Genomic DNA, 14,595 nt, shown 5'->3' on the forward strand with positions numbered 1-14,595 from the left:
GCCGGGCCTCACGCATCGACTGAAGCGTTGACGCTGTAGAGGACGCGCACCTCCAACAGCGACGACGAAACCGCCAACGTGTCGGAGGCATGGGCGGCGTCCCGGTAGACTTGCAGCAACAGGGTGCATCCACTGCCCGAGGTGCCAGCCGGCGTCACCACGCCGCTGACCGCCGAGATGTGGCGCTTACCGGCGGCCAGAAGCGTGTCGGTGACGGTGACTGCCACTCCCCAGGCTGCGTCAAGCGTGTCACCATCCCGCTGCCACTGAGCCTGCACCGCCATGACGATGGACCCGGAGCCACTGGCGGCCGTCCAGACATACTGGATCATGATGCCGGCGGCGAGGTTGGCCGACACCGGCATCGGGATTGCGACCTGACCATACTGCGGCGAAGCCGCATCGAACATCAGTACCGGCTGCAACACCTTGTAGGTGGCGGTCTCCGACACGCTGACAACGGCACCGGAGGTCAGGCGCGGCTTGATGGCGGCGGCGGGCAGCGGGATCGTATGCCACCCTTGGCCGACTGCGCCGACCATGGCCGCCGTGTAGTCCCCCGCTGCCGGTGCGACCGCATTCCGGCGACCGGCAAAGCTACGAACCCCGCCGACACCAGCGGCCAAGCGCCAGTGCCCGGCCGATGCGACATAGGTCGCCGTAGCGACCATATCGGCAGAGAGGATACCGGCGACCAAAGCCGCACCCAGGGCATCGCGCAACGGCTTGACGGGCGCTGTCCCCACCACCAGCGTCACCGCGTCGGTGTTGGCGGCTGGGACCGCCCATCGCACCGTCAGGCCGTCATACAGGCCCGTGACGGGCACGGCCGGCGTCACCACCAGACCGTTGGCGGTGCCGCCCGCCAGCCCGCCCCAGATCGTATCGCCCGCGCCCGCCGTGGCAAGGGCAGCAGCGGTTTCGGCCGCCTGACGGTCGGCCTCCACCTGTTCGGCCAGCACCTCAGCCGATCCGATCTGTTCTCCAACCCACTGTGTCATCAGCCCGACCGCCTGGACGGCGGCGGGGAAGTTGTCGACGTGGCCAGCGACGGTACCGTCCTCGCTCTCATCCAGCCCGCCGGGGTTGGTCGGCGAGACGGGGTCACTGTTCCAATAGCCGGCGGCGGCGCGGTCGATTTCGGTGGTCGGGCGGCTCGTCATCCAATGATCTCCAAAAGCACAAGTTCGACAGTCCAGAGGTCGCCCTCGGTCTGTGTCACGCTGACCCCGCCCTTTTCGAGCGTCGCCAGCCATGTCCGGCGCCACAGATGCACAGTCCGGGTGATGTCCTCGATCATCAGCACCGGACCGCCGCTGCCCAGCCGCTGGCCGAGGTCCAAGACGCGCATGGCCTCGTCCTCGGCCAGATCGGCGAAGCGCACCGTCTTGCGCCTCGGCGCCGGCCGCTCGTCCACTATGCGGCGCCCGCCCGGCGTGGTGTCGACGACGGAAGCGGGCACGGTCTCGATGGTCAGCCCCCAGTCGTGCGGCCAGTCAGGACGGAAGGCGCGCGTGACGAACAGATGCCCCAGATCGAGCGACTGACCGCGATTGTCGATCTCGACCCGCAGGGCGCGGCAGCGGGGTGAACGAGGCGGCCGGACGATCAACTGGCGCGTCTTGCCGGCGAGATCCCGCTCGGACGGCGCCAGCCGCCACCAGTTCCGCTGGTAGTAGGGTGTGGCAGAGGCACGGCCAGAACGCGGAAAGACCGGAAGCACCGGCGTCGACGGACCGCCGGCCAGGATCGCGCCGGGCGAACGGTCGACCGGGTCGCTGTACCACGTCAGACGATAGCCGGCCGCCCGCGCCAGGGTACCACCAGCCAGGACAAGCGTGTCCCAGCGTTCGCGCGACGGGAAGACGACGTCAAACCATGCGTCGGCGATGTCGCCCGACGCACACCGCGCCGTCACCTCGCGCACGGTCGGGTCGAGCAGGTTGTCCAATGGGCGGACCCAGGTGCCACCCGACAGGGTGGCAGTCAGCGCGAGGTTTTCATCTAGGATCGCGGCGTTGCCCGTCATCCGAACAGCCTCATGGTCATCAGGTGGCGACGGGGGCTGGCGAGCTTGCAGCCGACATAGACCAGCGGGTCGGCCATTCCCTCCGGCGGGTAGTCGAGCAGGATCGTCTTGCCCAGCGGCAGCGCGAGGCGCGCGGCGGTCGCCTCGACCGCGATCCACAGGCTCCGGCGGGGCGTGTTGTCAGCGCGCGGGCCGAGCACCGACAGCAGCCGCGCGGCCAGGGCCTCCATGTCGGTCTGGCTGGTCAAGGCCGTCTCGATCTCGATGGGGCGGGCGTCGGGCCAGCGGGCCTGCGTCGACGGGGCCGAGGCGACGGCCTGACGCCATTCGTCAGTCAGCCACCGTCCCCGGTCCGTGTCCCGCACCGAGGTCGCCTGTGAGGAGCGGGTCAGCGTCCGGTGGTTGCGCCGGCCCTTGATGGTCACTTTCCACGCCGGCACGGCGAGGGACGGATCGTCGACGCCGATGTCGAGCACCTGCCCCTCCGTGATGGTCATCGCCGGCGCGCCGGGCACGTCGATCACCACGGCCTGCCACGCCCCCAGCGCGTCGGGCACGGCCACCCCGCCGGCCGACCGCTGCATCAGGTCGATGACCTCGCGGTATCGCACCTCGCCCGGCCACCACGCACCGATGGGCGCGGCGTTGGCCCACGCCGTCAGGGTGGCGCCGATGGTGCCGGCGCCGCGCTTGCCGAGCGCCCAGCGGATGGCGTGCGGAGCGGTGGCGATGTAGGTGCCGCCGGCGTCGCGCCGGCCGCGCGGGGTGAAGGTGATCTCATTGCCCAACGTGCCGCCGAGCCGGATCAGGCCGCGCGGGGTATCGACGGCGTACTGGGTCGCCGAGAGGGTCGCCGTGTCGAAGCCGGCGCCGGACGACGTCGCGACGAAGCCCATGCCGGCCGCCGCCCCGCCGTCCCAGAACGCCGTCATGCCATCCGCCGGCCCGGCATCCCACTGGAAGGCGCGGCTGATGGAATTGACCAAGATGGCCGAAACGTTGGGCGGTTCACCGAGGCACAGCGGCACCGTGTTGCCCTTGCCGGCCTCCGGGGTGCCATCGTACCCGACCGCGCCGGCGTTGGTGCCGCCGTAGGTCCGCGTCTCGACGGCATCGTCCAGCGCCGCCCGCAGGTCGTAGATGTCGATCGTGGTGCGGCGGGCCTGCTGCCGTGACAGTGCCGGCTGGGCCGTCTCGCCACGCCCCCGCATCACCGGATCCCAGTCCCGCCACCACAGGCCGTCCCGCCCGCGCCGCACCTCAATCGCCCCGATCGCGCAGCCGGCGAGGTAGCTCAAGGCACCGTCGCCGTTGAGCAGCCGGAGCTGGCCGGCGCCGACGTCGGCCGCCAGCGTCGACAGGTCGGCCGACACGCCGGTGGCGTAGGAGGGCGGGCCGTCGAGCCGCTGGCGGATCGCCATGTTGGGATGGTCGGGATCGTCGTGCGGCAACGGCAGCACCGCGCCGTCGCCGAGGAACAGCGTCTCGGCGGTCCCGTTCGGACGGGTCAGGTCGATCTTGGCGGCCCAGACGTCGCTCATTGGACGGCAAGCCTCCGCACCTGCACGGCGAGCTGCCCGTGGGAACGGGACAGATCGGCGATGGCCTCGGCCATGTCGGTGACGCGGGACGACAGGTCCGATATCAGCCGGCCGATGTCCATGACGGCGCTGGTGACGCCGCCGACCGCGGTCACCACCGGCGCCATGTCCACCGTCACGCTGTAGGAGCGCGGCGCCAGCATGTCGCGGGTCTGGTCGGCCGTCCAGTAGCGGGCCGGCCCGGTCACCTCCAGCTCCGCACCGCGCTCGCCGACGATGCGCGGACCGCCGGCGTGGAAACCGCCCATGGCGAAACCGGGGATGCCCTTGTCACGGGCCAGCCCCGCGAACCAGTCGGCCGTCCCCGCGCCGTTGGCGCTGGCGCGGGCGGCGTCCACCACGGCCCGCCACACCGCCGGGTCGGCCGACAGCGCGTTCGCCTGCGCGACCTTCTCGTTCCACAGCGCCAGACCGCTGGCGTTGACCTGATCGGCCGACAGCCGGCCGGAGGCTTGGTCGCCGAGCAGGGTGTTGTACCGGCCGAACCAATCGGCCATCCACAGGCCGGCGCGGTCGGCGGCGGTCTGCGTCGGTGTCTGGCCGGCGGACAGCGCCGCGACGATGCGCTCCAGCAGCGCGGCGTTGGTCGCGCCGGTGCCCGACATGGTGTCGTTGAGCCGCGACAGCCAGTCGAGCTGACGGTCGAGGCCCTGCGCCCGGCTGGTCTCCGACGACGCGAGTGAGCGGGACATGTCGCGGGTGGCGCCCCACAGCGCTTCGACCTGATCGAGCCGGCGGTCGTACTCGACGGCGCCGAGGCCGTAGGCCCGCGCCTCCTCCAGATACCGCTGACCGAGCGCGTCCAGCTTGCCGGCGGCGTCGACGGCGGCCTGCCGCTCGTCCTCGGTCGGGGTGACGCCGCGCAGGAGCTTGGCCTGATAGTCCTGTACGGTGTGGGCGGCGTCCAGAAACTGCCGCTCCGTCGTGTCGAGCATCGCCTGTGCGCCGAGATTGGACAGGTCCTTGTTGACCAGCAGTCCATCCAGCGCCGCCTGCATGCTATCGCCGACCCGCGTCCAGTCCACCGCCGCCTGACGGGAGGCATTGGCCGCCGTCTGCCATGCGCTGGTGACCTGCTGTGTGGCGCGCGTGACGGCGTTGCTCCACCCCTGATCGACCGCCTGCACGAGCCGGTCACGCGTCTGCGTCACGGCGTCGGCCGCCGTTTGGGCGGCACTGGCGCTGTCCTGCCACGCCGCCGTGAGCACCGACACCGCCGCGCCATGCTGCCCAACCGTGATCGTTCCAGCGCGGAGCTGGGCGTCCAGCGCCGCCTGCGCCGCCCGCATCTGGCCGGCAGTGACGGCGCCGGACGACGCCGCATCCAGCACCGACTGAAACGCCGGCCGCAACGCCTCGATCGCGCCGCCGGACAGCCCGGCCTCGGACAGCTGGGCGTCAAGGTTGGCCCGCCACGTCGGGTCGAGCGCGCTCTCGATCGACACGATCCCCTGCCGCAGGGCAGAGGCCGACTGGGCCGCCGCCGCCGCCGCTGCCGACTGGGCCTCCAAACCCTGCGTCAATTTGAGCGTCGCCAGATAGGCCGCGTCGTTGCCCTCCTTGACCGCCTGGGCATAGACGCGCTGCTGGGACAGCCTCAGCTCAAGGGCGTCGGCCTCCTCCGTGCGGCCCTGGGCCCTGAGCGTGCGCACGGTCAGATCCTCGGTGGCGGTCGCCTGCGCCGCGTCGCGCATCGTTTCGGCGAGCACGCCGACGCTGCCGCCCAACGTGCGGGTCACATCGGCCAGAGCCGCGAGGCTCAGCCCGGACAGCGTGTTGCTCAGTTGCGCGGTGATGAGCGTGTCCGCCCGGCCGGCGGCATCGTCCGCGCCGACCGCCGCGAGATTGCGGCGGACGGTGTCGCGGGTGGCGTCCAGCCCCGTCAGGGTCGTCAGATAGTCGCGCCCCTGCGCCTGATAGAGCGAGGCGGTGTACTCGGCAAGCACCTGATTGCGCCGTTGCTCGGCCTGTGCGGCGGCGTTGGCGCGGATCTCGGTTTCCGACAGGCTGAGGCCCCAGCGCCGGACCGCTTCCACAAGCGCGTCCGTCTGCGCGGCGGCCTGCGCCTCCTGAATTTCGATGGCCGTAAAGGACTGCCCGGCCGAGACGAAGGTGGAGCGGATTTGCCCTTCCAGAACCGCGCGGTACTCATCGCCCAACCCCATCTCGCCAGCCTTGGCCAGCGAGGCGTCGACGGTGGCATAAGTCTCCGCCGCCGCCGCCTTGGCTTTCGCGGCGACGCCGGCCAGGGTGGCGTCCAGATCGGCCAATCCGGCCGTCGCCTGCTCGATCGCCTGGGCGATCTGGAGATAGCCGGCGACATCCTCGACGCTGGTCAACGACCGGACCTTGTCCGACGACAGCGCCCGACCGACCAGCCCATCGCCGGTGACGCCGCGAGCGACGACCGCCTGCACCAGCTCCTCGACGGTGCGGTAGCCGATGCCGTCGACCTTCTCCCCGCCGGCAAACAGGCCGAAATTTTGGCCGGTCGAGCGCAAGCCGAAAGAATCCATCAGCGTGTTGAGCTGTGCCGCGAGCTGCGCCGTGGCCTGGGCAACCTGTGTCGGATCTCCATCGTTGTCCGCGTAGCTCGGCCCGGCCGCAAAGCGTCCATCCTGCACGACGACATGGCCCTGCGAGTTCGGGCCGACGCTCGGGTTCGGGCCAATGAGGCCGCCCAACGCAGTGCCGAGGAACGAGCCGACGATGGCGCCGACCGGCCCGGCCGCTGAGCCGAGCAATGCTCCCAGGGCGGTCGAGCCGACCGCACCGCCGGCGACCGAACCGAGCGTACCGCCGATCATCCCGCCGACGCCGCCCTTGCCACCCAGGCCGAGCAGGTTGGCGCCGAGGCCGCCGATGATGCCCCAGGGCGCCGCCTGGATGCCCAGCCCCAACCCCTGCGCGACGCCGGCCGAACCGGTCACGTCAAAGGCAAACTCTGAGACGGTCGAGACGATGTCCTGCCCGATGCCGACACCACCGGTGCCCGACAGCAGGTTGCCGAGGCCGAGGGCGTCGCCGATGCCCAATCCGCCGATGCCGCCCTGGGCAGCGGATTGCCCCCCAGCGACTGGCGAGGTGATGCCGAACAGGGACGGCGCGCTCCCCACCACCTGCATCATGACCGGCAAGACGAATTGATTTTCCAGGAGCCCGAGGAGCAGGCGCTTGCCGATGGTCCGCCCGACGTCCCGCCAGTCGGAGGCGGGATCGAGCAGGGCTTCGGTAACGTCGCGCGACATTTCCTTCGCCGTGTTCTCCACCTCCTTCTGGAACTCGACCAGCGCACGGGCGTCGGCGATCTGCTCCTGCCACGCCAGCCACTGACGGGCGCCGTCCTCGCCCAGCTCGGCGACTTTGCGGGCGGCCTCCTGCTGATTGCGCAGGGTGGTGAGGGCGCGCGACCGCACGCCCTCGGCCTGCCCCATCAGGTCGATCTCGCGCTGCGCCAGGGCAAGATTGTCGTTGGCGGTCTGGCGCTCCTGCGCCAAGCGGTTGTTGTCGTTGGCGGCGCGGTTGCTGCGGTACGCCGCCATCGCGTCGTTGAGGGCCTGTTGGGCCTTGGTGCCGGCGACGGTGGCGTCGCTGCCGAGCTTGCGGATGAGGTTGAGCCGGTACTCCTCCTCCTGCGCGACCCGCACCGCCTCGCCACCAGCGACCATCGCCTCGGTCAGGCGGTTGGTGTTGGCGGTTTCCAGTTCCAGGCCGCGCACCGTCTCGTTGCGGATCGTCAGGATCGCCGCCGCCTCTTCCTGCGCGTTGGCGGCGCGGATCGCCGACAAGGCGATGTTGCCCTTCAGGCTGGCCTCGGCCTCCTTGTTGGCGTAGGTGGCGGCACGCTGGGCCGCCTCGCCGGCGCCGGCCGCCATGGCCAGACGCATGGTCGCCGTTGTGGCGGCCGACAACTCGGTGGCCGCAGCACCGGCGGCACCGGACACCCCGAGCAACGCCAGTTCGGTTTCCTTCGTCAGGAGGGCCGCCTTCTCCTCGACCGGGAAGCCGTTCGCGACGGCCTCGGCCACCTTCTTCTTCGCGGTGGCCCGTGCGATCTCCACTGCGTTGCCGCTGGCGACGGCCTGCTGATACTCCCGCTCCGCCTTGACCTGCTCGCCGAGCAGGCGGATCTGATCGTCCGCCTCGGCCTTGGTCAGCCGGCGCAGGTTGATCGCAGCAACCTCCTTGCTCGCCTGAAAACGCTGGTAGGGATCGTCCTGGGCCACGCCATGCCGGTCGCTGTAGCCGGTCATTCCCTCCGGTGCGGCGGGCGCCGTCCCGACCAGCTCTTCCAGGCGGCGCGGCAGGCCGGGCAGAGCGCGCAACGCCCGCGCTTTCTCGGTGACGTCCGCCAGCTTGGTGCCCAACTCCCCCAGCTTGTTGGCGAAGCGGGTGGGATACGCGCTCGCCGCCTCGGTCGCCGCCGCCACGCCGTTCAGGGCGTCGCGGTACTTCTTCGCGTCCGCCTCGGCCGCCTTGTAGGCGTCGACCGTGCGCAGCATGTCGAGGATGTAGGCGGTGACCGCCTTGTCGTCCTCGTGCCGCTTGGCCACGGCGGCGAGCGCCTCGGCGTAACCTTCTGCGCTGAACTCGGCACCGGCGAACTGGCGGCCGACCGCCTCGATCTCGTTCGACGCCTCCCGGCCGATCGCCAGCCAGCGGCCGAGCAGGCCGGTCGAACTGTTGGCGGTGCCCAAAGAGGCGCGGGTGGCGGCCATGTTCTCCTCGGCCTGGGCCAGCTTCGCCTTCGCCTGAAGCTTCTCGACGTTGGTCAGGGCGCCGGCGGCCTTGGTCAGCTTCAGCTCCAGCGCCTCGGCCGAGGAGGCGACCAGACGCAGGGCGTCGGCGTGGTCGTGGGCGGCCTTCTCGGCGGCCGTCTGGCGGGTGGCGAAATAGGTGACGGCGCCGGCGGTCGCCAGGAACGCCGCGCCGAGCGGACCGCCGACCAACCCCAGAAGCGTCGAGCCGGCGGTGCGCAAGGCACCCCAGGCGGCGCCGAGAACGGAGGCGCGCTGCCCCAGGGCAACCGAAGCAGCGTCCAGCCCCTCGCTGGCGTAGGTCAGATAATTGTTGGCCACCGCCGCCGCGGTCGCCGCCCCGGCGGCCTCGGCCTGGGCCAGCCGCAGGCGGGCGAGCGACGCCGCCTTGAGATCGTCCGCCCGGATCGACGCCTCCCGCGCGGCGGTGGCGGCGGCCTGGGCGGCGGCTTCGGCCCGCATGGCGTCGCCGGTGACATAGACGTTGTTGGTCAACGCCATCTTGGCCTTGGCGCGGGTGATGTCGGTTTCCGCCGCCGCGAGGTTGGCCGCTGCGGAGCGCTGCGCGGCGAAGGTCGCGGCGTAGTCCGCCTCGGCCGCCTTTAGGACAGAAGCGGTGAGAGCCTGTCTGTCCTTGGCCGCGTTGAGCGCCTGACCGGCCGCCTCTTTCTCCGCCGTCGCCGCCTTGACCGTCGCGACGGCCTTGGCGTAGAGCGCGACCTTCTGATCGTCGATCAGGCGGGTCAGCGCCTGCATGCCGCTGGGAATCATCCGCGCCGCGCCGATGGCGGTCAGCCCGAGCGCCACCTGACCGGCTACGCCGACGACGCCGTCGAGGTTGCGGGCCAGCGTGTCGATGCTGCCGGCGAGCGCGCGGGTGGCGCCGATCGACTGGTCGGCCTCGCCGACGTACTTCTGCACCGCGTTCTGCAACGTGACGAAGGCCGACGCGACGGTCGGCGTGACCTGGGCGAACTCCCGATCCAGCGCGGCGCCCTGGCTCAGCAGCGCCTTGAACACGACGTCGGCGGTCAGTTTGCCCTGCTCGGCGAGCTGGCGCAGCTCGCCGATGGTCCTGCCCATCCCGGCCGCGATGGCCTCGGCGACGCGCGGCGTCTGCTCCATGACGCTGTTCAGCTCTTCGCCGCGCAGCACACCGGAGGCCATGGCCTGCCCAAGTTGGAACAGCGCCGCCTCGGCACTGGCCGCCGGGCCGCCGGAAATGGCGACCGCTTTGTTGATGCTCTCGGTGACGCGCAACAGGTCGGCGCCGCTGACATGCAGCGTCTGAGTGGCGCGGGCGAACCGTGCATAGGTGTCGGTCGTCGCTTCGAAGGACAGCCGCGTCCGCTGCGCCACTTCGAACAGACGTTGTTGCGCCGCATGCAGCTCATCCGCGCCGTTCGTCACCAACCGCAGGCGGCTGGCCGTCGACGACCACGCATCGGCGTATTCGACCAGCTTGGCGGTGGACAGGCTGGCGGTCAGTGCCAGGGCAGCGCTGGTCAGCATGCCCATGGTGCGGGCAACGCCGGACTGGGCCTCCTGCACGGCGCGCGACCGCGCCGACAGGGCGTCCATTTCGCCGCCCAACCGTGCGACCGCCCGGCCGTGGGCGCCCAGCGCCGTGTCGGTGGCGCCGGCCGCCGTCCCCAGCCGGGTGATCTCGTCGCGCGCGAGGCGGACGTCGCCGACGAAGGCCGACCCGTCCGCGACAAGGCGGATCGCGATCCTCAGATTATCGCCCACGTCGGCTCATCCCTTCACCCCGGCGTCGTCTTCGGCGGGTTCTTCCGCTTCCATTCGGCGGTCCAGATCCTTGCCGCCTCGGTTTCCATCGCCTGCATCAGATCGATGGTGTCGCGATCCCAGGGGACACCCAGCCCATCGGCCAGCGGGCTGACCTGTGCCCAGTCCAAGCTGATGGGAGGACCGCCCATCGCCGGGTAACGCCAGACCCGCTCACACTTCAAGAACAGCTCGAACACGGGCCAGAGGGGCTTCCAGAGACGGACGGTGTCCTCCCCCCTCCCGCCGCCAGCCGTGGGTGACAGCCGGCCTCGGGTCGAGCCGCTGCCAGCCCAGCGCTGGACGGCGGCGATCAGTTTCCCTTTTTCGGATCCCCGTTCAGCACCAGGAGCCATGCGTCCCACAGGGCGGTGCGGACATGGCGATAGGCGCACAGCCGCTCGATCAGCTCGGGCGAGTAGACGGCGAGACTGCCGTCCTTCTCGGCGATCCCGTGACCGTCCGGCAGGGCGACGACGAACTCCTTCAACTGCTCGGTCATGCCGTTGCGGATGTCCTTGTTGATGCGGACGACCTCGGCGTCGGCGGCGAGGCGGGCCTCGTCGTCCTCGGCGCCCGCCCGGCTCTTCTCCGCCTCGGCGAGCCGCTTCAGCAGATCGGCGTTGTGCTGGCGGGTGCGCTCCTGCACCTCCTCCAGTTCATCTTCGGGGGGGACGCGGATGTCCACGTAGGCCGTCTTGGTGACGAACTCCTGCTTGGACACGCCGCCGCTGGTGCGGGCGGACTTCGGCACGCGGATGTGGACGGGTGCGGTGACGACCAGGTCGTCATCGAGGACGAAGGCGATCTTGCTCATGGCGGTCTTCTCTCGGATCAAGCGACGGCGGTGGAAGAGGCGAAGATGGTCCAGTCGGCGCCCTCGGCCGCCGGGACCGCCTTGCCCGACAGGTCGAGCATGAAGTCCTTCTTGGACTCGCCCGGCTTGGGCGCGGCGAGCTGCCAGCGGGGCGTCCGGATGACGACGGCGTCACCGGCGCCGACACCGTGCTGGAACAGGAACTCGCCGAAGGCCCGGCTGGTGCAGAGGGTCCACCAATCGACGTCGTCGATGCTGGCCGCCTCGATCTTGGCGGACAGGGTGGTCTTGGCGTCGGAGATGCGGGCGCCCTTGCGACCGACCCGGCTGACATACTCCACCGTGTTGCCCTTGTCCCAGGCGACCGTCTCCAGCACGACGTCGTGCCCGAAGAGGCGGGCCAGCGGCGTGTTGTCGGTGTCCATCACCACCGGATCGGGCCACGCGGCGTAATCCGGGGTGATCTCGGCGATCAGGGACGGGGCGGCGTAATCCGCCGTCACCTCGACCTCATAGTACGGGTAATCGTCGGCGGTGCCGGACGCCTTGATGGTGCAGCGTCCGCCCAGCATCCGCCACGCCTGATCCTGGCCGTCGTTCTCCGGGTCTGGCAGCGTGAGGACGATCTCCAGACTCTTGTGTCCTCCCCGGTCGCTGGACGGCGCGTAGGTGCAGCCGGCCGGGGTCAAGGCGACGGTGAAGATGTCGCCGGCGACGAAGGGCGTGCCGATGGCGCCGGGAGTGATGGCCGCTCCGCCGGGCAGGTCGAAGGTGGTACCGATGGTCATGACGACGCCGGTTTCCTCATACTCCGCATCCGAGCCGACCCCCGGCGCCGACACGGTGAAGGCCGCGACCCCGGTGCCGCCGCCCGTCGTGCAGGTCAGCGTCGCGACGCAGGGGTGGACGCCGCCATAGGCGGTGGTGCGCGCGTACGTGAACGCGCCGGCGCCGCTGGTCTTCACGGCGGTGGCAGCGATCGTCGCCATGGGCGTCTTCAGAACCTGCGTGCGGACCGAACCGCCGGCGCGCATGAAGCGGTCCCAGCACGGCACGCCGGCGGCGCCGGCCCCGACCAATGCGACCTTGAACGAGAGCTTCGAGCGCTTGTTGATGAGGACCGAGGCATTAGAGCCGAAATAGGGCTTCACATAGGGAAGCTCCTTCTCCTCGGCCTCCAGCGGCGTCCACGTCACGTCCCAGAGGTGCACCGCGTCGGCGCCGGTGATCGACGCGGCGCCGGCGCCGAAGGCGGTTTCAATGGCCGCGTAGACGGCCTTGTGGTCCCAGTTGACCGGTTCGGAAGGCAGGGTCGCCATGGGGTGTTACTCCTGTGGACGGCGGCGGCGGGGGGTGGTGGTGACGAGTTGGGCCAGCGGCGACAGGGGCGGCTCCAGCTCGGGATCGGTTTCGGCGGCCGGCTCGGGAGCGGGCGGGACGGCCGGAGCCTCCGCCGGGACCGAGACGGCGGACGGCGGCGTCCCGTCCGGCACCGGACCTTCGGCCTGATCGTGGATGATGGTGTCGATGCAGCGGCGCATGGCCTCACTCCTGAAGGAAGCGTTCGGTGATGAGCGAAAGGGTGGCGCGGTGCGTCAGGACGCCGGCGAACATGACGGGCTCCAGCCGCAGGATTTGCGCGCCGACTGGGGCACCCTCGCCGGCGTGGCTGTCGGACAGACGGGAGACGGCGCCGTCCAGCGTCGGGTCGGCGCGGAAGGCCCGCACCACCGCCCGCGCCAGATCGGCCATAGCCAGCTCACTGGACCCGTCGTCGTCGAAGCCCATCAGCCCGACGATCCGCCATTCAGCGAGCGCGGTGGCGCGGCCGACGCGCTTGGGCCGGTAGACCTCCGACGTCAGCGAGACGAACCAGCCGCGCAGGGCGGCGCTGGCGGTGTCCGGGTCGGTCCAGCCGTAGAGCGCGAGCAGGCCCTTGCTCTCCTTGGCGTAGCGCTCGCGGTCATGGACCCGGCCGATCCGGGGGACGCCGGCGAGCGTGGCGACGATGGCGTCGCGGACGGGGTCGGTCATCACAGCCCCTCGACCTTGTGGATGGCGCGCAGGGCGGCGGCGCCCATGATGGCGTCGAGCTGCGGCTGGATGGCACTGAAGGTGTCGCGGAACATGAAGGCGCCCTTGGTGCCGACGTGGAAGATCTTCCACTGGATGGCCCGCGCGATGCCCAGCGCCTTGCCATCGTCGGCGTTGCGCAGGCCGAGCTTGCGCTTGACCCAGTCGAACAGCGGCTCGATCGGTGGCATGTGCGGCTTGCTGCCCAGCTCGACCGGCTCGGCGTAGGCGAGCGCGGTGCCGACCAGACCGGTGACGCGGTCGCCGGACAACTGCACCGGCAGCGCGCCGATGCTGTCGCGCAGGGTGCCGGCGCCGCTGGTCGGGGTGCGCTCCTTCACCTCGCGCTCGGCCAGCATCTGGCCTTCCAGGATGCCGCGCGCCAGCTCGGTCAGGAAGATGTCCGGCGCGCGGGCGAGGGCCGCCGCCGCCCGCGCGTCGAAGGCGAGGCCATAGGACGGCGTCGCCATCACTCCCTCCGTCCGCGCAGCAGGCCGAGGCGGCCCGGAAGCCCGACCTCGGCGGCGCCGACCGGCCGCACCACGCCCGCCGCGCCGCCGAGGTGATCGTCGTAGACCTTGCGCGCCGCCCGTGCGCGGGCGGCGTAGCGGTCGGACGCCGTCTTGTGGTCGACCGTGTCGGCCGGGATGGTGCTGTCGGTGTCGCCGGCGGTGGCGACCGCCAGCTGCTCCAGCAGGGTCGAGGCGGCGAGGCTGGCGACGGCGGTGCGGTCGCCCTCCGGAATGGTGTCGTCGCTGCCGGTCAGCCGGTGGCCGACGCTGAAGGTGATGCGCACCGTCACGCCGTCGGCCGGCGGCAGCACCTTGCATTGCAGGCGGGGGCCGTCCGGTGAGGCGTAGAGGGTCAGCGCGCCGGGCCGGCGGATGGCGGGCGGGTTGGCGCCGACCGGCCATTCCAGCGACAGGATGCGGCTGCCGTCCTCCCAGCCGGCCGGGACGGCGAGCAGATAGTCGCCGGTGGACACGGTGTCGGCGACCAGGACACGCGGCCGGTCCTTGGCGTAGCGGCGCACCGCCTCGTCGATGGCGCGGTCAACGGCGCCCGCGCGCAGGCGGGCGTCCTCCTGCACCAGATCGGCGATCAGCGCCTCGATGTCGCTGCGCGCCATGGCGTCAGGCCCGCACGAGATGAAGGGAGACGCTGATGTCCTTGTAGACCGGGCTGGTGCCGGCCAGCGTCGCGCCGATGGAGAGAACACCTTCGTCGGCGACGGCCGGACGCAGGCCGCCGGTCGACGGCACGTTGACCATGGTGGCCGACGTCACGGCGGTCGAGGTGATGCCCAGCGGCGCCACCAGCAGGCTGGCGCCGTCGACCGACAGGGTGAGGGCGCAGGACTGGCCGGTGCCGGTGGACGCGCGGGCTACGGCGTCCATGCCGAGGATCATGTGCCGCCCGTTGAGCTTGACGCGGGCGAGGTTGGCGGTGGTGGCGGTGTGGTCGCCGCTGAGCTGCACCAGCATGGTGTAGGCGCGGGCGCCGCCGTTGGGGGTGTGCGGGGTCGGCATG

General features: G+C 71.1%; 12 protein-coding genes. All 12 read right to left on the bottom strand.

Annotated elements, in window-relative coordinates; genetic code table 11:
• Window positions 1–8 precede the first annotated feature (8 nt).
• A complete protein-coding gene (locus tag JN22_RS33470; RefSeq protein WP_085558209.1) occupies window positions 9–1,163 on the bottom strand; it encodes a hypothetical protein in 1,155 nt (384 codons plus the stop codon).
• Window positions 1,160–2,029 (bottom strand): hypothetical protein, encoded by an 870-nt coding sequence (locus JN22_RS33475; RefSeq protein ID WP_085558210.1) that lies wholly within the window; start codon window positions 2,027–2,029, stop codon window positions 1,160–1,162. The genes JN22_RS33470 and JN22_RS33475 overlap by 4 nt, the downstream gene beginning before the upstream one ends.
• Complete coding sequence (locus JN22_RS33480) at window positions 2,026–3,570, bottom strand: hypothetical protein (protein ID WP_085558211.1); 1,545 nt, start codon at window positions 3,568–3,570, stop codon at window positions 2,026–2,028. Before JN22_RS33480 ends, JN22_RS33475 begins: the two co-directional genes overlap by 4 nt.
• On the bottom strand, window positions 3,567–10,136 hold the full coding sequence (locus JN22_RS33485; RefSeq protein ID WP_085558212.1) for a tape measure protein: 6,570 nt from the start codon (window positions 10,134–10,136) through the stop codon (window positions 3,567–3,569). The genes JN22_RS33480 and JN22_RS33485 overlap by 4 nt, the downstream gene beginning before the upstream one ends.
• A 14-nt stretch (window positions 10,137–10,150) precedes the next feature.
• Window positions 10,151–10,375: a DUF1799 domain-containing protein gene (locus tag JN22_RS35435; RefSeq protein ID WP_179166348.1), complete on the bottom strand. Its 225-nt coding sequence runs from the start codon at window positions 10,373–10,375 to the stop codon at window positions 10,151–10,153.
• 113 nt (window positions 10,376–10,488) lie between these two features.
• Complete coding sequence (locus tag JN22_RS33495; protein WP_085558214.1) at window positions 10,489–10,992, bottom strand: hypothetical protein; 504 nt, start codon at window positions 10,990–10,992, stop codon at window positions 10,489–10,491.
• A gap of 17 nt (window positions 10,993–11,009) precedes the next feature.
• Window positions 11,010–12,311, bottom strand: coding sequence for a hypothetical protein (locus JN22_RS33500; protein ID WP_085558215.1), 1,302 nt, complete (start codon window positions 12,309–12,311; stop codon window positions 11,010–11,012).
• 6 nt (window positions 12,312–12,317) lie between these two features.
• A complete protein-coding gene (locus JN22_RS33505) occupies window positions 12,318–12,533 on the bottom strand; it encodes a hypothetical protein (protein WP_085558216.1) in 216 nt (71 codons plus the stop codon).
• A gap of 4 nt (window positions 12,534–12,537) precedes the next feature.
• Window positions 12,538–13,026 (bottom strand): hypothetical protein, encoded by a 489-nt coding sequence (locus tag JN22_RS33510; RefSeq protein WP_085558217.1) that lies wholly within the window; start codon window positions 13,024–13,026, stop codon window positions 12,538–12,540.
• Window positions 13,026–13,535 carry an HK97 gp10 family phage protein gene (locus JN22_RS33515; protein WP_085558218.1) on the bottom strand — a complete coding sequence of 170 codons (510 nt, stop codon included), beginning with the start codon at window positions 13,533–13,535 and terminating at the stop codon, window positions 13,026–13,028. The genes JN22_RS33510 and JN22_RS33515 overlap by 1 nt, the downstream gene beginning before the upstream one ends.
• A complete protein-coding gene (locus tag JN22_RS33520) occupies window positions 13,535–14,194 on the bottom strand; it encodes a hypothetical protein (protein ID WP_085558219.1) in 660 nt (219 codons plus the stop codon). The genes JN22_RS33515 and JN22_RS33520 overlap by 1 nt, the downstream gene beginning before the upstream one ends.
• A gap of 4 nt (window positions 14,195–14,198) precedes the next feature.
• The gene (locus JN22_RS33525; protein ID WP_085558220.1) at window positions 14,199–14,594 is read right to left on the bottom strand and encodes a hypothetical protein; all 396 of its coding nucleotides are present in this window, start codon (window positions 14,592–14,594) and stop codon (window positions 14,199–14,201) included.
• Window position 14,595 lies beyond the last annotated feature (1 nt).

Origin of the sequence: Azospirillum agricola (assembly GCF_020005195.1) — a bacterium.
GTDB classification, from domain to species: domain Bacteria; phylum Pseudomonadota; class Alphaproteobacteria; order Azospirillales; family Azospirillaceae; genus Azospirillum; species Azospirillum agricola.

Bases quoted from the DNA above. Each gene is read 5' to 3' on its own strand.
- JN22_RS33470 (WP_085558209.1), bottom strand. From the start codon at position 1,163: ATGACGAGCCGCCCGACCACCGAAATCGACCGCGCCGCCGCCGGCTAT.
- JN22_RS33475 (WP_085558210.1), bottom strand. From the start codon at position 2,029: ATGACGGGCAACGCCGCGATCCTAGATGAAAACCTCGCGCTGACTGCC.
- JN22_RS33480 (WP_085558211.1), bottom strand. From the start codon at position 3,570: ATGAGCGACGTCTGGGCCGCCAAGATCGACCTGACCCGTCCGAACGGG.
- JN22_RS33495 (WP_085558214.1), bottom strand. From the start codon at position 10,992: ATGAGCAAGATCGCCTTCGTCCTCGATGACGACCTGGTCGTCACCGCA.
- JN22_RS33500 (WP_085558215.1), bottom strand. From the start codon at position 12,311: ATGGCGACCCTGCCTTCCGAACCGGTCAACTGGGACCACAAGGCCGTC.
- JN22_RS33505 (WP_085558216.1), bottom strand. From the start codon at position 12,533: ATGCGCCGCTGCATCGACACCATCATCCACGATCAGGCCGAAGGTCCG.
- JN22_RS33510 (WP_085558217.1), bottom strand. From the start codon at position 13,026: ATGACCGACCCCGTCCGCGACGCCATCGTCGCCACGCTCGCCGGCGTC.
- JN22_RS33515 (WP_085558218.1), bottom strand. From the start codon at position 13,535: ATGGCGACGCCGTCCTATGGCCTCGCCTTCGACGCGCGGGCGGCGGCG.
- JN22_RS33520 (WP_085558219.1), bottom strand. From the start codon at position 14,194: ATGGCGCGCAGCGACATCGAGGCGCTGATCGCCGATCTGGTGCAGGAG.
- JN22_RS33525 (WP_085558220.1), bottom strand. From the start codon at position 14,594: ATGCCGACCCCGCACACCCCCAACGGCGGCGCCCGCGCCTACACCATG.